Origin of the sequence: Nocardia sp. NPDC051832 (assembly GCF_040681285.1) — a bacterium.
Lineage (GTDB): Bacteria > Actinomycetota > Actinomycetes > Mycobacteriales > Mycobacteriaceae > Nocardia.
Genome location: NZ_JBFAYL010000005.1, coordinates 64567 through 88167, shown reverse-complemented (window position 1 = coordinate 88167; position 23601 = coordinate 64567). Strand labels below are relative to the sequence as shown.

The 23601-nt window shown below is 68.2% G+C and carries 16 protein-coding genes and 2 tRNA genes; 4 read left to right on the top strand and 14 right to left on the bottom strand.

From position 1 onward, the window contains the following. Nucleotides 1-2: 2 nt before the first annotated feature. Complete coding sequence (locus tag AB0M14_RS29985) at nucleotides 3-1577, top strand: FAD-binding protein (protein WP_365000733.1); 1575 nt, start codon at nucleotides 3-5, stop codon at nucleotides 1575-1577. On the opposite strand, the gene AB0M14_RS29980 is transcribed toward AB0M14_RS29985, so the two are convergent. The 6 genes from AB0M14_RS29980 to AB0M14_RS29955 form a co-directional block, all read right to left on the bottom strand. Further along, entirely contained in the window at nucleotides 1574-2620 is a 1047-nt protein-coding gene (locus AB0M14_RS29980) for a mechanosensitive ion channel domain-containing protein (RefSeq protein WP_365000730.1), read from the bottom strand. The two genes, AB0M14_RS29985 and AB0M14_RS29980, sit on opposite strands and share 4 nt — an antisense overlap. Before the next feature lie 49 nt (nucleotides 2621-2669). Next, a complete protein-coding gene (locus AB0M14_RS29975; RefSeq protein WP_365000727.1) occupies nucleotides 2670-3518 on the bottom strand; it encodes a response regulator transcription factor in 849 nt (282 codons plus the stop codon). Nucleotides 3519-3570: 52 nt separating this feature from the next. After that, a complete protein-coding gene (gene secY / locus AB0M14_RS29970) occupies nucleotides 3571-4881 on the bottom strand; it encodes a preprotein translocase subunit SecY (protein ID WP_365000724.1) in 1311 nt (436 codons plus the stop codon). Between the two features lie 113 nt (nucleotides 4882-4994). Further along, nucleotides 4995-5681, bottom strand: a complete 687-nt coding sequence (locus AB0M14_RS29965) for a hypothetical protein (protein WP_365000722.1) — start codon at nucleotides 5679-5681, stop codon at nucleotides 4995-4997. After that, nucleotides 5678-7081: a condensation domain-containing protein gene (locus AB0M14_RS29960; RefSeq protein ID WP_365000719.1), complete on the bottom strand. Its 1404-nt coding sequence runs from the start codon at nucleotides 7079-7081 to the stop codon at nucleotides 5678-5680. Before AB0M14_RS29960 ends, AB0M14_RS29965 begins: the two co-directional genes overlap by 4 nt. 28 nt (nucleotides 7082-7109) lie before the next feature. Then, nucleotides 7110-13472: an SDR family NAD(P)-dependent oxidoreductase gene (locus tag AB0M14_RS29955; protein WP_365000717.1), complete on the bottom strand. Its 6363-nt coding sequence runs from the start codon at nucleotides 13470-13472 to the stop codon at nucleotides 7110-7112. A 254-nt stretch (nucleotides 13473-13726) separates the two neighbouring features. On the opposite strand from AB0M14_RS29955, the gene AB0M14_RS29950 reads away from it, so the two are divergent. Continuing rightward, complete coding sequence (locus AB0M14_RS29950) at nucleotides 13727-15910, top strand: MMPL family transporter (RefSeq protein ID WP_365000714.1); 2184 nt, start codon at nucleotides 13727-13729, stop codon at nucleotides 15908-15910. Here the strand turns inward: AB0M14_RS29950 and AB0M14_RS29945 are convergent. Continuing rightward, nucleotides 15903-16886, bottom strand: coding sequence for an alpha/beta hydrolase family protein (locus AB0M14_RS29945; protein WP_365000711.1), 984 nt, complete (start codon nucleotides 16884-16886; stop codon nucleotides 15903-15905). The two genes, AB0M14_RS29950 and AB0M14_RS29945, sit on opposite strands and share 8 nt — an antisense overlap. Before the next feature lie 162 nt (nucleotides 16887-17048). Next, nucleotides 17049-17516, bottom strand: coding sequence for an NUDIX domain-containing protein (locus tag AB0M14_RS29940; protein WP_365000709.1), 468 nt, complete (start codon nucleotides 17514-17516; stop codon nucleotides 17049-17051). Nucleotides 17517-17761: 245 nt separating this feature from the next. Here AB0M14_RS29940 and AB0M14_RS29935 point away from each other — a divergent pair. After that, a tRNA-Ala gene (locus tag AB0M14_RS29935) sits at nucleotides 17762-17833 on the top strand. A gap of 2 nt (nucleotides 17834-17835) precedes the next feature. Then, nucleotides 17836-17912, top strand: a tRNA-His gene (locus AB0M14_RS29930). 42 nt (nucleotides 17913-17954) lie between these two features. Here AB0M14_RS29930 and AB0M14_RS29925 read toward each other — a convergent pair. The 6 genes from AB0M14_RS29925 to AB0M14_RS29900 form a co-directional block, all read right to left on the bottom strand. Next, entirely contained in the window at nucleotides 17955-18449 is a 495-nt protein-coding gene (locus AB0M14_RS29925) for a hypothetical protein (RefSeq protein ID WP_365000706.1), read from the bottom strand. An 11-nt stretch (nucleotides 18450-18460) separates the two neighbouring features. Further along, on the bottom strand, nucleotides 18461-19288 hold the full coding sequence (locus tag AB0M14_RS29920) for a hypothetical protein (protein WP_365000703.1): 828 nt from the start codon (nucleotides 19286-19288) through the stop codon (nucleotides 18461-18463). Between the two features lie 42 nt (nucleotides 19289-19330). Continuing rightward, nucleotides 19331-19669, bottom strand: coding sequence for a hypothetical protein (locus AB0M14_RS29915; protein WP_365000700.1), 339 nt, complete (start codon nucleotides 19667-19669; stop codon nucleotides 19331-19333). Nucleotides 19670-19838: 169 nt separating this feature from the next. After that, entirely contained in the window at nucleotides 19839-21005 is a 1167-nt protein-coding gene (locus AB0M14_RS29910; RefSeq protein ID WP_365000697.1) for a hypothetical protein, read from the bottom strand. A 124-nt stretch (nucleotides 21006-21129) separates the two neighbouring features. Beyond that, nucleotides 21130-22773: an alkaline phosphatase D family protein gene (locus tag AB0M14_RS29905; protein WP_365000695.1), complete on the bottom strand. Its 1644-nt coding sequence runs from the start codon at nucleotides 22771-22773 to the stop codon at nucleotides 21130-21132. Then, the gene (locus tag AB0M14_RS29900; RefSeq protein ID WP_365000692.1) at nucleotides 22770-23576 is read right to left on the bottom strand and encodes a crotonase/enoyl-CoA hydratase family protein; all 807 of its coding nucleotides are present in this window, start codon (nucleotides 23574-23576) and stop codon (nucleotides 22770-22772) included. The genes AB0M14_RS29905 and AB0M14_RS29900 overlap by 4 nt, the downstream gene beginning before the upstream one ends. Between the last annotated feature and the right edge of the window lie 25 nt (nucleotides 23577-23601).

The window sequence follows — 23601 nt, the reverse complement described above, 5'->3', positions numbered from 1 at the left end:
GTATGCCATTGTCACGACGTCGATTCATCGGAGCGGCCGGGCTCGGGGGCGGTGGGCTGCTGGCCGGGGCGCAGGCGGGAGCGGCGCCGGGCACCAGATCGCCGGTGACCGGTCCCGCTGTCGTCGGACCGGATGACCCGGAGTATCAGGCGCTGACGTTGCGGGGTTACAACCGGCGGTTCGTGGCTCGACCGGCGAAGATCTTTCTGCCCGCGTCCGCGGCGGAGACCTGTGCCGCGGTCGGGCAGGCCGTGGCCGGGGGCTTGCGGATCGCGGCGCGCTCGGGCGGGCACTGTTTCGACGGGTTCGTCGATGATCCACGGACACAGGCGATCATCGATCTGAGCCGGATGAACAAGGTGTATTTCGACCAGGCACATCAGGCCTACTCCGTCGACGCCGGGACCGAGATCGGTCCGATGTATGAGCAGTTGCTACACGGCTGGGGGGTGACGATTCCGGCGGGTATCTGCCTGGGCGTCGGCGCGGGTGGCTACCTGAGCGGCGGCGGCTACGGTCCGCTGTCGCGTCGACTCGGACTGGCCGCCGACCACGTGTTCGGCGTCGAAGTCGTGACTGTGGACGCGGCCGGAAAGCCCGCGGTGGTGGTATCCACCAGGGACTCCGATCCGGATCTGTGGTGGGCGCACACCGGCGGCGGTGGCGGCAATTTCGGCGTCGTGACGCGATTCTTGTTGCGATCACAGGATGCCGAGGGCCCTCGCCTGCTACCCGAGCCACCGGCGCACATGCTGCACACCCGGTTGGTGGTGCCGTTCGCGAGCGAAGCGTCGTTCGTCCGCCTGATCGGGAACTACCTGAGCTTCTTCGAGCGAAACAGCGCCCCGGACAATCGATTCGCCGGTTTGTACGCGCCACTGCACGTCAAACCGATCGCCGGATCCTGCGACATCCTGGTCCTGCTCGACGCCGACGCTCCCGACGCGCGGGCCTGCTACGACGAGTTCACCGCGGCGGTGAGCGAGGGCGTCCAGCCGCCGCCGATCGGACCACCCTTGGACCGGAAGTCCTACTCCGACATCGTGTCTCAGGTGTACTACGCCAAGGGCACGGTGCCGCCACGGGTGAAAGTGAAGGCGGCCTACCTACGCGAGGCCTACACGCCAGACCAGCTGCGAAAGATCTACCGGCACATGACCGACGCGCGCGCCATCGGCGAATCCCAGCTGGAATTCCTGCCTTTCGGCGGCGCGATCAACGCCCGTCCCGCCGACGCCACCGCCCTGCCGGTGCGCGACTCGTTCATGACGATGCTCATCCACGCCGCCTGGCGCACGCCGGGCGACGACGAGAAGTACCTCGCCTGGGCGCGCGAAATGTATCGCGACATCTACGCCGAGACCGGCGGCGTGCCGGTCCCCGGCGGCGCCGCCGGCGGCAGCTACATCAACTATCCGGACCCCGACCTGCGCGATCCGCGCTGGAACACCTCCGGCGTCCCCTGGCACGCCTTCTACTACCGCGACAACTACCCGCGGTTGCAGCGGATCAAGGCGAAATGGGATCCGCGCAACACATTCCGGCACCCGCTCTCGATCGAACCGGCGCGGACCTAGGCGAATTCGGGCGTCGGCGCGAGGCTGGTGGGGATCTTCGGCAGTGCGTACGGGTGCCGGCGGCCGAGCCAGCCGACGAGTTCCTCGCGCACCGCGCACCGCAACGTCCACACGTCGTCGGCATTGCGGGCCGACATCGAGGCCCGCACCACGATGTTGGTCGGCGCGCTGTCGGTCACCAGCAGATTCCAGGCGCGGCCGTCCCAGTCCGGACGGTCGCGCAGGTAGTCGTGCAGATGCTCGCGCAGTTCCGCCACCGGCGCACTGTGGTCGAGATGCAGGAACACCGTGCCGGTGATCTGCGGCCCGCCCCTGGACCAGTTCTCGTAGGGCTTGCTGTTGAAGTAGGACACCGGCATCGTCAGCCTGCGGTCATCCCAGATCCGCACGGTGAGGAAGGCGAGGGTGATTTCCTCGACCGTCCCCCACTCCCCCTCGACCACCACGGTGTCGCCGATCTTCACCGAATCGCCGAACGCGATCTGCAGACCCGCGACGAGATTGCCCAGCGTCGATTGCGCCGCGACGCCCGCGATCACACCGATGACGCCCGCCGACGCCAGCAGCGAGGTACCCAGCGTCCGCAGATCGGGGAACAACAGCAGCATCGCGACCGCCGCCGTGGTCAGCGCCAGGATCGCGGTCACCACCCGGCGGACCAGCGCGAGCTGGGTGTTGAGCTGGCGCACCTTCGAGGTGTCGGCGGTGCGGGCCGAATAGCGGTGCAGCGTGTTCTCCGCCAGCGCGTCGGTGACCCGGATGGCCAGCCACGCCGCCGCCATGATGGCCACGGTCGCCAGCAGGTTCCGGATCAGCGGTTCCTGCTCGAAATCCAACTCCGCCAGCGGAAACGTGCCGTGCAACGCGACCGACCCCAGCAGCACTTGCAGCGGCAGCTGCACCCGGCGCAACAGCCGGGGCAGCCGGGTCCCGGGCCGCCGATCCGCGCTGTACCGGAGTAGCCGGTCGATCAACAACCCGGCCAGCACCGTCGCCGCCACGGTTCCGCCGAGGACGATCAGGGGCCTGAGTATTTCCTCCACTGTCTCGAACTCCTTCCCATGCGGTCATCGTGATCTCTCCGTCGCCAGGCTACATTTCGGTAACGGGCCCCCGCAGATTCCGGACCGCGATCCGGTGGGTGTGCGCGTACACCGCGGCGTGTGTACGGTCCCGCACGCCGAGCTTGGTGAGCACATGGGAGACATGGGTTTTGACGGTTTGCTCGCCGATCCCGAGGGCGTACGCGATTTCCGGGTTCGTACAGCCTTTCGCGATGTAGTGCAGCACCTGATGTTCCCGGGGAGTGAGGGTTTCGACTTCCGGGGTGGCCGGAAACGGTTCGATGCCGGCGGACAGCCGAGTGATCAGCTGCCGGGTCAGCACCGGGTCGATGAGGGCGGTGCCGTGCACGGCGGTGCGGATCGCGGTGAGCAGGTCGCGGACGGGCGCGGAGCGCGCGAGGAACCCGGTCGCTCCGAGATGCAATGCGCGGTAAAGGTTCTCGTCCGTGTGCTCGGTGGCGAGGGCCAGGATCCGGGTGCCGGCGGTGTCGATCGGGGCCGTGTCACCCAGGCCCGGCAGATCGAGATCGACCAGGGCCACGTCCGGGCGCAGGCGGCGCAACTCCCGCAGCGCCGCGCTGCCGTCGCCGACCTCCGCGACGCAGGCCATGTCCGCTTGACCCGCGATCGCCGTCCGCATACCCGTCCGGAAGAACATCTGACCGTCGGCCAACAACACCGAAATACCCTGCGCGCGAGCGGGATCGGAGTCGATCGAGCGATCCGGACGCGGACCGCCGGGCTGCCGGTCCACCGCGGAGCTGGTCGAGGCCGGGTCCGCGTGCGCGGTAGCCACCGACAGCGTCATCGCGGTGATCGCGAGGACCAGCGAGGACACCACGCGCAGCAGCGGATGGGTCGAGGAATTCGGAACCATGGTTACCGACCGTAGGCCGATCGGCTGCCGGTGCCCAGGGGCCGACGTGGGTTCATCGCAGAAATCCCTGGTAATTCCGGTTCAGCACTTGGCTTTCGAGCTGTTTGACCGTGTCCAGCGCGACGCTCACCATGATCAGCGCGGAGGTCCCGCCGAAGGCCAGCCCGGCCGCCGAGCCGGAATCGCCGAAGCCCAGAACCACATTCGGCAGCACGACCACCGCGCCGAGATAGAACGATCCGGGCAGCGTGAGCCGGTTGAGTATGTAGCCCAGATGATCGGCCGTCGGCTTGCCGGGCCGATAGCCGGGGAGGAAACCGCCGAACTTCTTCATCTCCTCCGCACGTTCCTGTGGATTGACCGTGATCGCGACATAGAAGTAGGAGAAGAAGACGATCAGGGCGAAATAGCCGGTCAGATGAACCGGGTGATTCGGGTTCGCCAGGTACTTCTGGACGAACTCGCTGACCATGCCCGCGCTCCCCTGGGTGAACTGCACCAGCAGCGTCGGCAGATACAGCAGCGACGAGGCGAAGATGACCGGAATGACACCGGCCTGATTCACCTTCAGCGGCAGGTACGTCGAGGAACCCCCGTACATCTTGCGTCCCACCACGCGCTTGGCGTACTGCACCGGAATCCGGCGCTGACCCTGCTCGATGAAGACCACGCCGACGATCATCGCGGCGATCGCGAGACAGACTCCGGCGAAGACGAGCCCGCCCCGGCTCTCCAGAATCGAGGTGCCCTGGCTGGGAATCTGCGCGGCGATGCCGGCCAGAATGAGCAGCGACATCCCGTTGCCGACACCGCGCTCGGTGATCAGCTCACCGAACCACATCACCAGGGCGGCGCCCGCGGTCATCACGAGCACGGTGGTGATCATCGCGAACAGCGAGCTGTCGGCGAGAATGCCTTCGGGACATCCGCGCAGGAGCTGTCCCCGCGCGGCCAGCGCGACCAGCGTCGAGGCTTGCAGCAAGGCCAGCGCCATCGCCAGATACCGGGTGTATTGCGTGATCTTCGCCTGCCCCGCTTGACCTTCCCGCCGCAAGTCCTCGAAGCGCGGGATCACCACGGTCAGCAGTTGCGTGATGATGCTCGCGGTGATGTAGGGCATGATGCCCACCGCGAAAACCGATAATTGCAGCATCGAGCCCCCGGACAAGAGGTCGATCAGCTGGTAGATGCCGCCGGAAGCGCCGCCCATATTCAGCTCGATACAGCTGCGCACGGCCGCGAAGTCCACGCCGGGCGACGGCAGCGCCGCGCCCAGCCGGAACAACCCCAGCAGCCCGAGCGACCACAGCGCCTTCCGCCGCAATTCCGGTGTTCGGGCAGCGGACATGAGGGCGGAAAGCACAGCAGCTCCTGAAGGCGTGGCGCGGCAAGGGCTTTCGACGCTAAGGAAGATCAGGCCCTACTGGCGTCGGCCTCGGGACCTATTTCAGCCTCCCCCAGGTGGGGGAGTTACAGCTAGGTCACCAGTTCCAGCCAGCCCCGGGGATCGCCGGGCAGCGGGCCGGTCGGAAAGCCGACTCGGACAGTCCGGTGCGGCGGGGCGGCTTCGATGTGGACGACCGCGGGCGGGAGGAATCCGCCGAGGATCTTCTCGAACATGGGGTTCAGCCCGGCGAGCCGGGGCCGCAGTCGGAGTTGCCAGCAGTCGATCACGCCGGCCGGGACCTCGACCGGAACGCGCTGCTCGACCCGCGCACTCAGCGGAAGGTGCACCGAGAAGGCCAGCCACAGGTCCATCTCGGCGGTGGCGCCCTCGGTGAAATCCAGTCCGCGCAACAGGGTCAAGGCGCCCGCCAGCGGCATGATGTCGACCGAGAAGGGGGCCAGCCCGCCGCCGATCTGGAGGTGCCGCGTGCCGAGAAAGGCCGCTTCCTCGCGACTCACCACCGTGCCGCCGGAGACCGTTTCGGCGCGATAGCTGGCGGCTCGGAGCCGGCCGTCCAGGCGCTGGAACACCTGCTCCACGGTGATCGCGAAGCTGCCGGCGCTAGGGCTCGCCTGGATGATCGACCGGTAACCCTCGCTGTCGTGGTGGATCTCGCTGACCAGATCGAAGCTGGGCGGCTGGTCCGCCAGGCCGCAGACGTACACTGCCTTCTCCCCGTCAGAGATCCCGGGATCACGAAAGATGGTGTCACTCATACATTTTCCTCCCGTGCGGCGGCCGCGAAAACCGATTGGAGCCGCGTGATGTAGCGCTCGACGGAACTGTGCGCCACGGGGGTGTCGGGGTAGATCACGCTCAGCGTCGTCCCGGTCGCGAGCCGGTTGATCCAGATCAGAACATGCTCGGACGCGGCGCGATTGGCGTAGAGCCCGCACGACGCCACATCGAAGAACTCGTTGCCCAGCAACTCCCGGGCATCGACGTAGGACATCATCGGGCAGGACCAGCCCGGGCTCAGGTCCAGGTCGGAATCGGCGGGCAGCAACTCGACCACCCGTTGGAACGAGGTAGCGGTCAGCCGCAGCCCGTTCTCGTAGGCATGCTGGGCGACTTTCACGACACGGTCGAAGGACCGGCTCAGGCCCAAGGGGAACGCCACCGGCAGCAACGTCACGTACCAGCCCACCGAGGCGCGCTCGGCGGCGGTGCCGCGGGTGGTCACCGGAGTCATGCCGAAGTAGTAATCGCTGTCGACGAGGTCGTTTTCGGCCAGCGCCGCCGCGGCGAAGATACCGCCGACGAATTCCGCCCCGTGCGCGCGGCAGCGCCGCTCGAAGCGATCGGCGGCGGCTTCGTCGAACAGCGTCACCGTGCGATGGGCGCTGCGATTGTAGACATCGGCGCGCCGCCCCAGCTCCAGGGGGAACGCGGGCAGGCTGCCCCCATTGCCGCGGATCAGCTCCAGCCATTTCTGTACACCGGGCGAGGTGAGCGACATCTGCCCGGTATAGGCCCGCTCGGCCGTGCAGTAGTCGAGATAGCTGGCCGCGGGGCCGAGCAGGTCGGGCGTCTCGGCCCACACCTCGCGTGCGTAGAGCAGCGCGAGATCGAAGCCGGACAGGTACTGCCCGAACCCATCGGTGTGCAGGTGATCGACCGCGAGGTAGAGCGTGCTGGAAGCCTCGCGTTCGATCACCCCGAAGGTGAAGCAATCCCAGTCGAAGGGGCCCGGCGTGGTCTTCTGCACATGGTCGCGGACCGCGCGCGGGTCATCGACCCAGCCCCCGTCGATCGGCGCGAAATCGACGTCCGCGGCGGGGACCAGGTGCCGTTCGAGCGCGCCACCGGTTCCGATCCGGAACCAGGTCCGGAAGGTGTCGTGCCGCAACAGGAAGGCGTTGATCGCCCGGGTCATCGCGTCCCGGTCCAGGTCGCCGGTCGGAAGCTCGGCGGTGACCAAGCACAGCCCGGAATACCGGAACTCCGCCGCGGCGTGCTGCGCCGCCAGCCGCAGATACTGCTCCTGCTGGTGCGAGGGCGGGGCCGGGTGCACGGGCGCCCGGCGGGCCCGCGCCGCCGATTCCGGTGTCGCCGCCCAGCTGGTCAGCCGGCCGGGCGCCGGGGCCCATTCCTCGATCAGGCCGAAATCGACCATGCTGCACACTCTTTCCCGCTACCGCGGTTCACGCTGGAGCTCCTACCGGCACCGCCGCTTCGGCCTTCGCGGCCGGAAGCGGCTGCCCCTTGGCCGATTCCGCCGCCAGAATCAACTCGGCCACCTTCGGCCCGGCCTGCTCCAAGCTGAAGGATCGGCCCATCTGCATCGACATCAAGTCGATGCCGAGGGTTTTGGTGACCCGGGCGCCGAGTTCCACGGCCATCAGCGAATCCAGTCCGAGCTCGGGCACCGGAACGGTCATGTCGATGGATTCGACCGGGACGCCCATCACCACGGCCAGTTCCTCGGCCATCTTGCGGGCCACGAAGGCGCCCCGCTTGCCCTCCTCGATCGCGGCCACTTCGGCCCGCAACCGGGCCAGTTCGGAGGTGTCCTTGGCGGAGACCTGCGCGAGGGCGATCGTGCGTCCGGTGCGCGTCAGCTGCGGGAAGGTGCCGGTCAGCTTCGCCCAGTCGGTCGGGATGATGCCGGCCCGCGAAATGCCCAGGCGCAGTGTCTGTTCCAGGTACGCGGTCGCGTCGGCCATGTCGATCGGGTCGAAGCCGACCAGATCGAGGTATTTCACCGCGGTCTCGTCGGCGGCCATGCCGCCGGTCGCACCGGACAGGTGTCCCCAGCCGACGCACAGCGCCCGCTCCCCCGCCTTCGCCCATTCCTGCGCCATGGTCTCCACGGCGAGGTTGGCGGCGCAGTAGTTGTATTGGCCGTAGATGCCGTACATGGAGCCGCCGGAGGAGCACAGCACGAACATGTCCAGCCGGATTCCGGCCGCGGCCACCGCCTCGTGCAGCACCCGGGCGCCGTGCACCTTGGGCCGGTAAACCAGGTCGAGCTCCGGAAATGTCATGGCGTCCAAGCGATTGTCGGCGACCGCGCCCGCCGCGTGGAACACCCCGCGCAACGGATGGCCGTCGCTGTGCGCCCGGCCGAGGACCGCGGCGATCGCCCCGGCGTCGGTGACATCGGCCTGTTCCTGGATCACCTCCACCCCGGCCGCCGCCCACACCTCGAGCTGCCGCCGCGCCTCCTCGGTCCGCGCGCCGCTCCGGCCGACCAGCACCAATCGCCGCGCCCCGCGCAAGGTGAGCCAGCGCCCCAGCGCCATACCGAAGCCGCCGAAACCACCCGTGACCAAATAGGTTGCCGCCGGGTCGATCTCGACCTGCGGCAGGTGCGGACGCACCGCCGGTTCCGGTGCGTCCATGCGCAGCGCGATGCGGTGCAACCCGGTCGAGCGGATGGTCTCCTCGAACGCGGTGGCCACTTCGCCGGTCTCGAACAGCCGGTAGGACAGCGGCGTATACGTCCCGGCGAGCACCTTCTCGTAGACCCGTTGCAGCAGGGCGATCAGCCGGTGCGAATCGGCCGCGACCAGGCGGTCCAGATCCATCGAGAAGTAGGAGACGTTCTTGTCGAAATTGGCCAGCTCCAGCAGGCCGCCGGTGTAGATGTCGGCCTTGCCGACCTCGACGATCCGGCCGAATTCGGCCAGGGCGTTGAAGTTCTGGCGCAGGATCTCCCCCGGTGCGCTGCTCAGCACGACCTGCGCGCCTTTGCCCTCGGTCAGGGCGAGCACGTCGTCGACGAAGTTCAGCGAGCGCGAGTCGAGCGCGTGATCGGCGCCCAGTTCCAGCACGTGGGCCCGGCGTTCCTCGGTACCGGCGGTGCCGATGATGCGCGCCCCGCGATCCTTGGCGACCTGGATCGCGGCGGTGCCGACGCCGCCCGCGGCGCCGTGGATGAGCACGGTCTCCCCCGGTTCCAGCCGCGCCAGATCGAGCAGCGCGTATTCGGCGGTGCCGAAAGCGATTGTGCTGGTGCAATATCCAGGATCCACGTCCGGGGGCAGCAGGATGGCCCGGGCCCGTTCGGCCACCACGTAGCGCCGCATCATCCCCTTGGCCGCCACCGCCACCAGGTCGCCCGGCGCGAGATCGGTGACCCCCGGGCCGACCCGCACGACCTCGCCGACGCCTTCCATGCCCGGCGCGGTCCCGAAGTAGGTCGGGGCGAGCTCGCGTTCGCCGAGCAAGCCGATGACCTTCAGCGGATCCTTGTAGTTCAGGCCGATGACCTTCATCCGGACCTCGAGCTGCCCCGGGCCCGGTTCGACGCGCGGGCACTGCCGCCAGGCCAGCGCCGACAGGACGCGGCTGCGCGGCAGCTCCAGCGCGAAATTGGCCTGCTCGTCGGTCAGCGGCGCCGCGGTGTCCAGCGCCTCCAGCCGATCCGGCAGCGGCTTGGTCAGCAGCGGCGTCCAGCGGGTGCCGCGGCGCAGCGCCACCTCGTCGGTGTTGTCGCTCCAGAAGGCCCCGGGGACAGCGAGTTCGGTGATCAGGTCGGCTGTCTCGGTCTCGGCGGCCACGTCGATCAGTCGCCAGCGCAGTGCGGTCTGCTCGTTGAGCAGGACGCGGTGCGCGCCCGCGAGCGCCGCCTGCTCCGGGTTGGCGGGCGCGGGGTCGTCCGGGATCGCGAACGCGTGCTCGGTCACCAGGGTGACGTGGCACTGCCCGTCGTCGAAGCGCTGCGCCGCCTGCTCGGTGTGCTCCGGATAGGCGAAAGCGTTGACCGCGACCGCGACTCGCTTCAGCGTCCACAGCTCGGCGAGGTCGTCCGCCCCGGCGCCGGCGACCAGGACGACGTGCAGCCGGTCGGCGCCCTCGGCCCGCGCCGCGCGCAGCGTCTCGACCAAACCGCTCTCCGGCTCGTCGCCGGGCAGACCGGCATGGTGCAGCCGCGCGTGCGGGATGGCCGCGGCCAGCGCCTGCGCCCGGGTGCCGGCGCCGAGCGCGACCACGACCGTGCTGACCGAATCCTGCGGCAGCGCCGTGGGATCCAGCGGATCGCGAGCCTGCATGGTCTCCAGATAGAAGAAATCCGCCATCCGGCGCAGCGGATCCTGGCCCGGCGTGAGCGCGCCGATCTGCAAGCCGCTCAACCGCATCACGAGGTTGTGGTCGTCATCGAGCAGATCCACGTCGGCCCGCAGCCGCGCGCCGGGATCGCGCCGGGCGACGACGGTGATCCGCTCGGGCAGCGGCGCGACCACCCGCACGGCGGCGACACCGACCGGAACCAGCGTGCCCTCGTCCACCCGGGATTCGGCGAACAGCAGCGCCGCGGTCTGCATGGCGGCGTCGACGACCGCCGGGTGCGCGAAATGGCCCGAGTCCGCGGCGATGCTGCCGTCCACGGACGCGGTCACCGTGTCGGTCCCGACCCGCGCGGAGCGCACCCGCTGGAAGGCCGGGCCGTAGCGCAGCCCCGCCGCCGCCAGACCGCTGTAGAACAGTTTCGGGTCGATATCGACGCCCACCTCGATCTCGGGGACTTCCACCCGGGTCTGCCGATGGCTGCCGGTCAGCATGCGACCGGAGGCGTGCAGAGTCCAGGCGGTGCCGGTGGCCGAGCGCGAGCGGATCAGGAAGCGGCCGCTGGCCTCCTCCACGGTCAACGCGACCAGCGGCACGTCCGGCGCGCCCATGATCAGCGGCGCCACGAACCGGACCTGTTCCAGCGCAACGCGTTCGACCCCGAGCCGCTTCGCGGTGGCGCTCAGGGCCGCGTCCAGGTACGCCGCCCCGGGCATGATCTTGACGCCGTTGACCACATGATCGGCCAGCCACGGCAGCAGTTCGGTGCCGACTTGCAGCAGCCAATCCGGTCGCCCCTCGACATCCGGATCGCCGAGCATGGCGTAGCTGCCGGGGCTGCCCAGCCGGGCCTGTTCGAACAGCGGCAGCGCCGAGTGCAGCCGGGTCCGCTGCCACGGGTAGCGCGGCAGCGGCACGTGCGGCGTGGCGGGCCGGTCGGCGGGGAACAAGGTGTCGAGGTCGAGCACGCCCGCGCCGTAGAGACCGATCAGGGTGCGCCGCAGGCTGTCCGCGTCCGGCTGCTTGCGGTCCAGCGTCGCCACCGTGGTGCCGTTGACGTCCGCGCCCAGCAGCGTCTCGCGAATATTGCCGGACAGCACCGGGTGCGGCCCGATCTCGAGGAAGACCCGGTGCTGGGCGATCAGCGCGGTGACGGCGTCGGCGAAGCGGACGGGCTCGCGCACGTTGGCCGCCCAATAGGCCGCGTCCCACTCCGGGCCGGTGACCTCCGCGCCGGTGACCGAGGAATACAGCGGAATCGTCGGCGGCTGGGGCGTCAGCGTCGCGAGCACTGTGCGCAGCTCGTCCAGGATCGGGTCCATCAGCCGGCTGTGATACGGCACCTCGACGCGCAGCGGTCGCGCGAAAACACCGTCCTCGGTGAGCTTTTCGCCGATCTCGTCGAGCCGGTCGACATCGCCGGAGAGGGTCAGCGAGGTGGCGCTGTTGATCGCGGCGATATCGACCCGGGGATCGTCGGCGACGAGTTCGAGGGCCTGTTCGTAGGACATGCCCACGGCGAGCATGCCGCCGGTACCGGCGGTGCTCGCCTGGAGCCGGGCGCGGTGATAGACCACCAGAACGGCATCGCGCAGCGAGAGCATGCCGCTGATGTAGGCCGCCGACACCTCTCCGACACTGTGGCCGACGATGGCCGCCGGTGCGATGCCGTATTGCGCGAGTTCGCGCACCAGCGCCACCTGCACGAGGAAGTTGGCCGGCTGCGCGACTTCGGTGCGGGCGACCCGGGACTCGGCTTCCGGTTTCCGTAGTTCCTCGATGATCGACCAGCCAGCGATCGCCCGGAACTCGACGTCGATCTGTTCCGCTGTCTCGGCGAAAACGCCTCCGGCGGAAAGTAGTTCGCGCCCCATCCCCCACCACTGCGGGCCCATGCCGGAGAACACGAACACCGGTTCGGCGGTGCGCGCTACGAGGGTGCGTACCGCGTCGCGGCCCTCGCCACCGGCGAAAGCGCGCAGGTCGTGCACCAGGTCATCGGTGTCGCCGAGCAGCACGCCGGTGCGGAACTGGTGGTGCGCCAGGCGCGTCCACGCGGCCTCGGCCAGCCGTTCCGGCTCCGCGCCCGCGGTGATCAGTTCGGCGAACCGGCCCGCCAGCGCCCGCGCCGCACCCGTGCTGCGTGCTGAAATCGGCAGCACACCATAGTGTTTCGGCTCCCTCGCCGCTTCGGCCACCGGAGCCCGATATTCGCGCAGGATGGCGTGGGCGTTGGTGCCGCCGTACCCGAAACCGTTCACCGCGATCGACATCGGCGGCGCGTCCACGGGCAGGGGCTCGGCCTCGGTCTGAACGTGCAAGCCCAGGTCGTCGAAGGGGATGTCCGGGTTGGGCTTGTCGATCCAGCCCTGCGGCGGAATCGTGCGGTGCCGGATCGCCAGGGCCGCCTTGATCACGCTCGCGACCCCGGCCGCGGCCTCGGTGTGCCCGAGAGTGGATTTCACCGAGCCGACGCCCAGCGTCCGCGTCCGCTTGTCCGGGACCCCGAAAACCTTTCCGAGCGCCCGCAATTCGACCGGGTCGCCGACGAGGGTGCCGGTGCCGTGCGCCTCGACATAGGTGATCGCCTCCGGCGCCAGCCCGGCCCGGGTGCAGACCTCGCGGGCCAGCGACTCCTGGGAATCGGCGTTCGGGACGGTGATGGCGGTGGTGCGCCCGTCCTGGTTGGCGCCGGTCGCCTTGACCACCGCGTAGATCCGGTCGCCGTCGCGCACCGCGTCGTCGAGCTTCTTCAACGCCACCATGCCCGCGCCCTCGCCGCGGCCGTAGCCGTCCGCCGACGCGTCGAAAGACTTGCAGCGGCCGTCGGCGGCCAGGAAGCCGCCCTTGCACATCAGCACGAAGGTCTCCGGCTGCAGCATCACGTTGACCCCGCCGGCCAGCGCCACCGAGCAGTCGCCGTTGTCCAGCGCCTGGCAGGCCAGGTGGAACGCCACCAGCGACGACGAGCAGGCGGTGTCGACGGTGATCGCGGGCCCGATCAGGTTGAGCGCGTATGCGATTCGGTTCGACAGCATGGTGTAGGACGCGCTGGCGGGTGTGTGCATGTCGGTGTGGAACAGCGCCGGGCCGACCACGCCGATCACCGACTGGTCCACCACGAAACCGCCGACGTAGACGCCGACCGGCGCGCCGGCCGCGTGCCGTGCGATACCCGCGTCGTCCAGCGCCTCCCAGGTGACCTCCAGCAGCAACCGCTGCTGCGGGTCCAGCACCGTGGCCTCGCGCGGGGAGATGCCGAAGAAGTCCGGATCGAACTGCCAGGGATCGGTCGTCATGAAGGCGCCGCGCTTGGTGTAGCTGCGGCCCGGTGTCCGCGGTTCCGGATCGTAATAGCGGCGGAAGTCCCAGCGATCGCCGGGCATATCCACGACTCCGTCCCGTTTATCCAGGACGAATTCCCAGAATGTATCCGGGGAGTCGATCCCGCCCGCGAATCGGCACCCTATTCCGACAATTGCGATATCCGACATGACGTCCTCCCGGGCCGGAACCTGCTCAGCGGCAATGCTTTCCGAAGCCGGTGTAAAGGCCGGCTGGCAATTGATCACAGTAACGGCAGGCGCCGCGGCCTTCGCGGCTTCAGGGACACCTCACAAATCGATCCGGACCGGATTGTGGAATCTCGAACACCTCGAATGAGGTTCTGCGGAACCGATTGCGGTTTCCTATGTTACGAAGGCCGGCGGTCCGCGCCGGGCCCAGAATTCTCGAGTGGGAGACCGCGATGGCCGGTGCGTTCAGCTGGATCGATCTCCTCGTCCGGCGGCGATGCACCGTCCTCGGCGTCGTGGTCGGCGGGCTGCTGGCGCTGGGGATGTACGGCCTCGGCCTGCACGAGCACCTCAGCGTCAGCGGCTGGGACGACCCCGGCTCGGAATCGGCGCGGGCCGCGCGGTTGCGGGACCACGCGTTCGGCAACGATCACGTCGCCGACGTCCTGCTGCTGTTCCATGCTCCCGCCGGGACCACCGTCGACGACCCGGCCTTCGCCGCCACCGTGGTGCGGCACCTGAACAATCTGCCGCAGCGTTTTCCAGGCCAGATCGCCGAGATCAACGGCGCCTACTGGGAAACCGAGACGGGCTTGGCGGCGCCGGAGATCTTCGGCACCGCGGCCCGCGATCACGCCTTCGCCTCGATCGCCGTCCGCGGCGCGGACGACACCACGGTCCTGAACAACTACCGCGAGATCGCGGGCGAGCTCGCACTGCCCGGCGTCGAGATGGAGGTCGCGGGCGGGCAACCGGTCGCGCTCGCGCTCAACGACACCATGGCCCACGATCAGCGCCGGATGGAACTGATCGCCATCCCCGCGGTGGCGGTGCTGCTGTTCCTGCTGTTCGGCGGCGCGGTCGCCGCGGCGCTCCCGCTGGCGGTCGGCGGGCTGACGGTGCTCGCGGCGTGGGGCGTCGTCCGTACCCTGACCACCTTCATGGCGGTGAATTCCTTCGTCTCCCCGGTGGTTTCGATGATCGGCCTCGGCCTGGCCATCGACTACGGGCTGTTCATCGTGAGCCGATTCCGCGAGGAGCTGGCCGCGGGCCGGGATGTGCCGGCCGCCGTGCGGGCCACGGTCACGACAGCCGGCCGGACCGTGGTGTTCTCCGCGACCATCGTGGTGGCCGCCGCCGGCGCGCTCCTGCTGCTGCCGCACGGGTTTCTGCGCTCGTTCGCCCTGGGCGCCATGGTGACGGTGGCGCTGGCGGCCGCGGTCTCGGTCACCGTGCTGCCGGCCGCGCTGGCCGTCCTCGGCCGCCGGGTGGACCGGCTGGGGTTCAACCGGTTCCACGCCCGCCGCGCGGACGCCGACCAGCGCGACAATCCGTGGGGCCGGATCGCCGGCTGGGTCATGCGCCACCCGATCGCCGTCGCGGTCCCGGTGGTGGCGATCCTGGTGCTGCTCATCGCGCCGGTGCGCGGTGTCGCCTTCGGCGGCATCTCGGAACGCTTTCTGCCGCCGGAACATCCGACCCGGACCGCCCAACAGCATTTCGACGAGCTCTTCCCGCTGCGCCAGATCAACCCGGTCGAGCTCGTGGTGATCACGCGCGCCGACGCGGACATGGACACGGTGCTCGACACCGCGAACCAGGCGCCGGGCCTGAAAGCGCCGTTCCCCGCGCCCCTGCACGCGCCGTCACAGCTGGGCGTCTTCACCACCTCGACCGTCCTGCAGGACGCGCACGACGCCGAGCGGACCATCGACTATCTGCGCGCCATGCCGCTGCCCAGCGGCACGACCGCGCTGGTCGGCGGTCAATCGGCGATCGAGCGCGACAGCGTGGACGCGCTGCGGGACCGCATGCCCTGGGTGATCGCGCTGGCGTTCCTGCTCACCACCGCCCTGATGGTGCTGGCCTTCCGCTCGCTGGTGCTGCCCTTGCAGGCCGGGTTGCTCAACCTGCTCGGTCTCGGCGCCACGCTCGGCGTACTCACCTGGATCTTCGTCGACGGGCACGGCGCCGGGCTGCTGGACTTCACGCCGCAGCCGATCATGGCTCTCGTACTGGTCCTGATCATTTCGGTGATCTACGGCCTGTCCACCGACTATCAGGTGTTCCTGCTGGCCCGGATCCACGAGGCGCGGGCCAGCGGTGCGAGCGACGTCGAAGCGACGCGCCTCGGCATCGCGCGGACCGGGTGGATCATCACCGCCGCCGCCCTGATCCTGGCCGTGGTGTGCGGCGCCTTCGCGCTCTCGGATCTGGTGATGATGCAGTACATCGCGATCGGCATGGTGACCGCGCTGGTCATCGACGCGGTTGTCCTGCGGATGCTGCTGGTGCCGGCCAGTATTCGACTGCTCGGCGGGCTGTTCTGGTGGGCTCCGGGTTCGGCCCGCCGACCGGCGCGGGCGAGCAGGCCGGTCGAGATCGAGGAGCCGACCCGCGAATTCGAGCCTATTTGAGCGCCGCCGCGAACATCGGCCAGGAGCTGTGCAGATCGTCCTGCCAGTAGGGCCAGGAGTGGGTCCCGGTGGGCCGCAGATCGAAGGTCGCCGGAATCCCCTTGGTGTGCAACAGGTCCCGGAGCTGCCGGGTACACAGGTTCGCGATCACCTCCATCGGAGCGCCGAACATGAACTGATAGAGCAGGTGCAGGACGTCGCCGCGGTTTCTCTCGAGATTCTCGTTCGGCCCCGGGAGACCGGTCCCGGTGGCGACATAGATCGCGGTGCCGCGCAACCGTTCCGCCTGCAGATAGGGGTCGTGCGCCCGCCATGCCGGATCACCCGGCGGGCCCCACATATTGGCGACGGTGCCGCGCTGGGTGGTCACCACAGCCTGCACGATCGCCTGGCCCGCGGGGTCGCTGGTGCGGACGCACCCGCTATAGGAGCCGATCGCCCGATAGAAACCCGGTGCGGCGAGCGCCAATTGGAACACCGAGGTGCCCGCCATCGACACGCCGGCGATCGCGTTCGCCCCCGTGCCCCGGAATTCGCGATCCACGATCGGCGGGAGCTCCTCGGTGAGGAAGGTCGCCCAGCGTTGCTTCCCGAGAATCGGGTCCGCCGCCCGCCAATCGGTGAAATAGCTGCCCGCACCGTCCAACAGCACGACGACATTCACTTGCTTGTCCGCGAAGAACTCGACGGCATCGGTGCGGTCGAGCCAATTGCCGTCCGATCCCCCGCTCGACCCGTTGAGCAAATACAGCGTCGGCGCCGGTTCCGCCGGATCGGCCGCGCGCAACAACGTCATCCGCACGGTCCGTTCCATCGCCGCCGAATACACCCCGAGCACTGTCTGCCCGCGCACCCCGTCGCGCATTTCGACAATTCTCGAAGCGCCCGGATCGGCCCGCGCACCCGTCACCACCCAGGCGAGCAGAAGCGAAACAACCAGCAGCACAGTGCCGGTCCGCCGCGATTGTGCCGACATGTCGACCCCAGCTTCGATGCGATAACTCCGATTCGCAGTCAAAGACACGACGTCCGGGCCGCGCCACTGATCGGCGAAACGCTGTGGCGGTTACCAATCTGCCGCGGTGCCCATTCAGTGCGGTCCCAACCGCTGCGCACCGATCCGGCGAGTGGACCCGGCTCAGTACTGGATCAAGCCGCCGACTGGAGTCGGGGCAACGTGACCGGTGGGCGGGCCGGTACGGGCCAGCGCCAGACCGGTATCCACGAGCGACGACCGCCGCAGCGCGCGCACCTCGGCGAGCGGGGTCCAGGTCGGATCGATGGTCGCGCCATCGAGCTCGGCACGGAGCTTGCCACCGGTCACCCGAACCCGATAGAAGATGCCGACATTCTGGTGCTCGACTCCGGCATGAGCGACGACCGCGGGAATCACCCGCGAGTCCACACCGAGCAGCTTCTCGACCACCCCGCGGTAACCGGTCTCCTCGGTCAGTTCACGAATCACCGCGTCGAACGGATCCTCCGCGTGCTCGACCCGGCCACCCGGCAACGTCCAACTGGTCGCGCCGGACTGAGCCACGTGACAGGTGAGCAACACCAGCTCGTCCTGGACGCACACGGCGTAGGCCGCCAATCTGAAACTCATACCCACCTCCACCGAATTAAATAGGTTTCCCCCGAGCAGATCGGCTGCTACCTTGGGGACACACAACAACGAAAGGTACCGGAAGATGATGGGGCATAAGGCATTCGAGGCGGCACGGCATATGGCCGACGGCTCCTCGAACCATGCCTCGACCGGTCCTTGATGAGATTTCGAGTACTCATCAAGGGTCGCACCACACAATGTGGAGCGGCCCTTTCTCTTTCTACACCAGCCTTTCTATTCCCGGGCTCGTAGCTCAACGGGAGAGCAACTGCCTTGCACGCAGTCGGGTGTCGGTTCAAATCCGATCGAGTCCACGCAGAGCGAAGCCAAAGCGGTCGCGGCACCAGTTTGTGGAACTGGTCGTAGCGGGTTCGAGTCCCGTCGCTCTGCCCAAACTTCCCAGGTCAGATCAGCAGTGGCCATTGGTGGCGACGGTCAGCGGGCGGGTGTGTGGTCGAGCCACCGTTTGGTTGAAGGTGACGACGCGAGAGCCAGGGTCACGAGGGGGAACAGGAGCGCGATGGCCACCGTGATCGAGAAGTCGACGGCGTCCGAATCGGTAATTTCCCTGGTACTGATAAGGATCGCGACTACCGCTAGGCCGACCAGGTGGCTGACGAGTGCGAGGACACAGCCCTCCTGTACCCGTGTTTGCCCTTTGTGGCGTCGGCGGAACAGCCCGAATGCTCCCGCCGCGAGTAGACAACCGACGCTGAGCAGAACAATGCCGATGCCTCCTGCCACGGCGAGATGCGGCAGGTAGGCGGGCTGGGGGCAAGGCTGGCGATCGCAATACACCCGCGGAGGGATGAGTGCCACGATGAACGAGCCTGCGGCGCTTAACAAGTGGGCCAGGCTACCGAGGGCTGCCAGCACCCCGGCGCACATCGCGGTAGCACCACTCGGCGCTGGAGTTTGCGGATAACTCACTTCATCACTCGCTAGCCGATTTTCGCCGACGGCGGGACGAATTCTGCCGGGACCACGAAGACCGCCAGATAGTGTTCCGCCTGCGCACAGGCGAACCGTTCACCACCGGTCAGCACCGCCTTCAACCGGTCCTTCGAGATCGTGAGATAGGCGCCGTCATTGCGGCAGCCGGACAGGGCGAAACCGTAGGCGCGCAGCCCACGGCCGCGGCCCAGCACTTCGGAGGTCAGCGACGACGCGGTGTCGGGTGGCATGCGCACGTCAGCGAGAAAGCGCTGCAGTTGGTCCAGCTGACTGATCTCTGCGCCCCATTCCTTTGAACTTGAATGCAATGACTGCCCGAGCAGCATGAGCCGCGCGGGCCCCGGGCGACCGGGAGCGAGACCACCGAGTGTGGTTTGCGGTGGTGCCTCGGCCACCGGAATCGCGAAGACAGCGAAGTACTTCCACTGCGCGGCGCATTCGTCGGGCGGGTCGCCGGCCCCAGTGAGTCGGGCCGAATAGTTGGCACCGCCGGAGGTCGTCAACTTCGCGCCGTTGCCCGGAGAGCAGCTCCCGCCCCAGGTGAAGGCGATCAATACTTCAGTGTCGAAGTTGCGGCGTGACAGCGTTTCCTGGACCAGTTCCTGCCGGATATCGGGATAGTTCGCGAAACGGCCCGAGTACGCGGTCACCTCCGCGACCGACCGCAGAATCGCATCACCGGGCGGTACGTCGTGTGCCGACTGGAACAACACCAGCTCGGCATGTTCGACATCGTCGTTTCGGCGCTTACCGTCGTCGGCGATCCTGAGCATCGAGCCCAAAAATCCTCCAGCTACGAGCCCGATGACCAGCATCGTGATGAGTCCCGCCCAATACTTCCCCCGAACACGCACGCTTCACTCCGGACCTGGATCGGCAGCATCCAATAGCGCCGCAACGCGTTCGGCAGTCTTCTGACCTGCACGCTGCTTGATCAAGCCCTCCTTCGCGAGCACCCGGAACCGGGCCCGATCGGGCGCCGCCGCCATTACCTCCGGATCCGCGCCGTCGCCCAAGTCGACGAGCAGCGAGTGAACGCGCTCGACCGCAAGATCGAAACTCCGCAGCACTTCACGGTCGAACTCGACGATGTCATTCTCGAGGAACCTCGCGGCGAACTTCGCACCAGAATCGATGCGGCCCATAGCCTCGGCCAATAGTTCGTCTTCTGGCTCCCGCTTCCGTACTCGGCGCATCTGTGCCTCCCCTGTATCGCCCCTGAGTACCGACGACACTTCCCCAACCGGCTTACAGGGCACTTAACATCCGTCTAAAGCTCGTCGTTCCCGCTACTCCCGCACCGTCGCTCCGGGGCGGGTTCGAGTCCCGTCGCTCTGCCCAAACTTCGCCGGGCGCATGCGGGGACTACGCGGTGCACATCGATTGCATGACGCCGCGCAGGATCGGCGCACCGTAGGTGGCCGGCGCGAACGCGAGGGCATGTGCGAGGGCCAGCGGGAAGCCGGCGACGCCCGCGGTGGCGAGGCCGGCAACGGTGGTGCCGGCGGAGGTCAGCAGGCTCGCGACGTCGATGGTGAGAGTCACCAGATCGAAGACGTTCTCCACTTCGATGTCGGCCAGTCGCACGGTGTCGAGCGCTCTGCTTTCGTAGATGTCGAACCCGAGATTGGCGAGGAAGGTCAGCGGCCCGAAGTCCGCGGAGTCGACGATCATGCCGAGTTCCTCGGTGCGTCGCATGAGCAGGACCTTGGCGATGTAGTGGTCGTCGAGGAAGGCGAGGGTCGATTCGGCCGCCGCGTGCATGGCGGCCCGGTCCAGCGGCAGCTGGGAGCTGTGCAGGAAATCGCGGGTCTTCTCGACGACCGAGCGGATGGTCAGGTCGGCGATCGGCGTGCACATCCCGTCGGCCCGCACGACACTGTTGGCCAAGTCGATCAATGCCTTGGGCAGCGGGACAGTTTCGATGACCGGCTCACCGAGGTCGAGGTCGGGGTAGGTCTCGGGCGGGAGACATTTGTTCGCCAGGTGGTCCTGCACCGTGCGGGCCACGGTCTTCACGCCATTGGCCAGTGCGTTGACCACAGGCTTCAGAAAGAACCCGACCATGGGGACCGCTCCGGCCGCGAAATGGGCCGGGATCCTGACGATTCCGGTGGCCAGTACGAAGACCTCGATAGCGTCGTTGACGGTCAACTCGGTGACCGACACCGTGGTTCCGATGCGGCCGGCGCGCACCGCGTCCAGCCCGTTGACCAGGTAGGTAACGATCGGATCGTCGAGTAGGTCTGTCCGCTCGTTGACCGTGCTCGGGTGCACCGGTAGCAGGCCGCGGTCGACTCGCACAGTGGCGATGTCGTGGCGGAAATCGTTGACCGCGCGGTCGTACTCGGTTCTCTGGGAGACGGGAACGACGCTGCGAATGGCGGTGGCAGCGCTGGTGACCACATTGTCGAAGGTCGGGGCACCCTGAATACAGCCCACCTCGCTGCCGGCGATCGTGGTCTCGGCCAGCGTGGCAGGTTCGGCCGCGTGCACGGGCACGGCCGAGCCGATGGCGGTGGACAGGATCACGGCGCCGATCAGAGGGCCAAAGCAATGCTCGAGTTTCATGACAGGGTTCGCTAACTGAGGGACGAGGGACGTGCCCGGGGATCGGAGATCGAGGAATTCAGCGGGGCGCTCACGCCGGCGGCACCTATTCGAGCACCGCCCTGCCCGTCCGGACTGTGAGCGACATAGCTTGGCGCACACCGGTTCCGGGGTCGGCGATATCAGTGACGTAGCACCACTCCATGCGTGCGTGTTCGGCGTCGAGATGGAGCACCCCGTAGCCGTGGGAATCGAACTCGACGTAACGAAGGTGCGGATTGATCGCTGTCACCGCCCCTTCGACAGCTCGCGATACCGTGCGCGGCGGGACCGGAATCGCGTCGCCGACCCCCTTCGCGGTCACCGACGGCACGATGAATTCGACTCCGACGCGGGGCCCATGCGGGTACTCGGCGAGATTCGCGGGCAGTTCCGCCGCCCAGGAGCTGTGGATGTCACCGGTGAGGAAGACGACGTCGGTGATCGCCTGAGCGGTGATGGTGTCGAAAAGCCGCCGCCGATCGGCTGCGTAGCCGTCCCACTGGTCGACCAGCGCGACAACGCCGGACTCGGGTGTTCCCAGGCTGTCGTGCAGGGCCGCGGCGAGGTCGGGATTCAGCGGCGGCAGCACCAGTGGTGCGATCATGACAGGATTACCGATGAGCTTCCATCGCGTCGGCGCGGAGGCGACACCCGCGATCAGCCAGTCCATCTGGTCCTTGCCGGTAATCGACCTGGCGGGATCTTCGGTGACCTGCGATCCGAGCACCGGCGTGGCCTGCTTGCTGCGATAGCTGCGCAGGTCGAGCATCGACAGTTCGGCCAGGGTGCCGAACCTCAGGCGCCGGTACAGCTTGACGTGCGGGCCGGTCCCGTTGGCGCGTACCGGCATCCATTCCAGATAGGCCCGCATGGCGGCCGCGCGGCGAGTCCTCCAGTCTCCTGACAGGAACGGGATTTCGATGCCCTGCCCACCGGACCAGGCGTTGTCGGCGATCTCGTGATCGTCCCAGGTGCAGATGAACGGGAACCGCGCGTGCAGCGCGGCCAGGTCCGAGTCGGTCTTGTATTGGCCGTGCCTGATGCGGTAGTCGGCCAGCGTGGTGATCTGCCGTGCGGGCTCGTGCGCTCGCACCGAGCCCGCACGGCCGCCATACGCGCCGCGCGCGTACTCGTAGAGATAGTCCCCCAGATGCACTATCGCGTCGAGGTCGTCGCGGGTAGCGAGATGCCGGTACGCGGAAAAGAACCCCGCTTCCCAATTCGCGCACGAAACGACGCCCAGCCGCAGCCGATCGATGTCGGCCTCGTCGGCCGCGGCGGTGCGCGTCCGGCCGACCGGAGAGACCTGCCCGAGTGCGGTGAAGCGGTAGAAGTAGTCCCGGTGTGGTCGCAGACCCGCGGCGTCGATCTTGACGGTGTGATCGTGATCCGGGTCCGTGGTCACGGTTCCTCGGCCGTGGATGTCGCGGAAGTCCACGTCGGGGCTGATCTCCCAGTCGACGGCGACCGGATCGCCGAGTCCGGAGCCTGGTGTGGCGTGCGGCGTCGGCGTCACCCGGGTCCACAGGATCACCGCGCTCGCAAGCGGATCGCCGGAGGCGACGCCGTGTTTGAAAACGCTGCTATCGGCGCGGGCAAGTCCGGTGACGGTGAAGGCCGCGGCGGCGGCAACGACACCGCCCTTGAGCACCGTGCGCCGCTCCGGCAGCGCGGCGGAGACCCTGTGCGGCAGTGCCGCGGGCATCATCGGCCGCTGTCCGTGCTGTGCTCGGCCGGGGTGTCGAAAGCTCCGTGCCGGCCCGCACCTTCGGTGAATCGCAGCGCTCCCGTGAGGGTGTCGGCCGCTATGGAGATCAGTCCGTGGCGGTATTCGTTGACGAGAGCGTCAGCCTCATCGCGTCCGTCCTGCTCGAGCAGCGAGACGCGGTCGTGGCGCAGGCAGGTTTGCGGGAAGACCGTCAGAGAACGGGCCAGTTCCCGCGCCGCGATCAGCGCGGTGCCGGCCGGGACAACGCGGTTGACCAAGCCCATCCGCAGCGCCTCTTCCGCCGCCACCGGCCGACCGGTGAGGACGAGATCCATGGCGTTACCGGTTCCGATGAGCCGCGGTAGCCGGACGGTGCCGCCGTCGATCAGTGGCACACCCCAACGTCGGCAGAAGACGCCGAACACCGCGTCGGCGGCGGCGACGCGCAGATCAGCCCAGATCGCGAGTTCGAGACCGCCGGCGACCGCATGTCCTTCGATGGCGGCGATCACCGGTTTGGACAGTCGCATCCGGGTCGGGCCCATCGGTCCATCGCCGTGGGCGGACACTCGATTGCCGTCCCCGGCCGACATAGCTCGCAAATCTGCTCCGGCACAGAAACTTCCCCCGGCGCCGTACAGCACAGCCACCGCGGCGGCGGGGTCGGCGTCGAAGTCCCGGAACGCTGCGGCGAGCAGGTCGGCGGTAACGCGGTCCACCGCGTTGCGCACGGAGGGGCGGTTGATACTGATCGTGGTGATCGGTCCGTCGCTATCGACGTGGACCGGTGGTGGTGTAGACACGAATTTCCTGTCTCTTCGCCGTAAT

Coding starts and splice junctions, on each gene's coding strand:
- AB0M14_RS29985 (WP_365000733.1), top strand. CDS start 3: ATGCCATTGTCACGACGTCGATTCATCGGAGCGGCCGGGCTCGGGGGC.
- AB0M14_RS29975 (WP_365000727.1), bottom strand. CDS start 3,518: ATGGTTCCGAATTCCTCGACCCATCCGCTGCTGCGCGTGGTGTCCTCG.
- AB0M14_RS29965 (WP_365000722.1), bottom strand. CDS start 5,681: ATGAGTGACACCATCTTTCGTGATCCCGGGATCTCTGACGGGGAGAAG.
- AB0M14_RS29960 (WP_365000719.1), bottom strand. CDS start 7,081: ATGGTCGATTTCGGCCTGATCGAGGAATGGGCCCCGGCGCCCGGCCGG.
- AB0M14_RS29955 (WP_365000717.1), bottom strand. CDS start 13,472: ATGTCGGATATCGCAATTGTCGGAATAGGGTGCCGATTCGCGGGCGGG.
- AB0M14_RS29950 (WP_365000714.1), top strand. CDS start 13,727: ATGGCCGGTGCGTTCAGCTGGATCGATCTCCTCGTCCGGCGGCGATGC.
- AB0M14_RS29945 (WP_365000711.1), bottom strand. CDS start 16,886: ATGTCGGCACAATCGCGGCGGACCGGCACTGTGCTGCTGGTTGTTTCG.
- AB0M14_RS29940 (WP_365000709.1), bottom strand. CDS start 17,516: ATGAGTTTCAGATTGGCGGCCTACGCCGTGTGCGTCCAGGACGAGCTG.
- AB0M14_RS29920 (WP_365000703.1), bottom strand. CDS start 19,288: ATGCTGGTCATCGGGCTCGTAGCTGGAGGATTTTTGGGCTCGATGCTC.
- AB0M14_RS29915 (WP_365000700.1), bottom strand. CDS start 19,669: ATGCGCCGAGTACGGAAGCGGGAGCCAGAAGACGAACTATTGGCCGAG.
- AB0M14_RS29905 (WP_365000695.1), bottom strand. CDS start 22,773: ATGATGCCCGCGGCACTGCCGCACAGGGTCTCCGCCGCGCTGCCGGAG.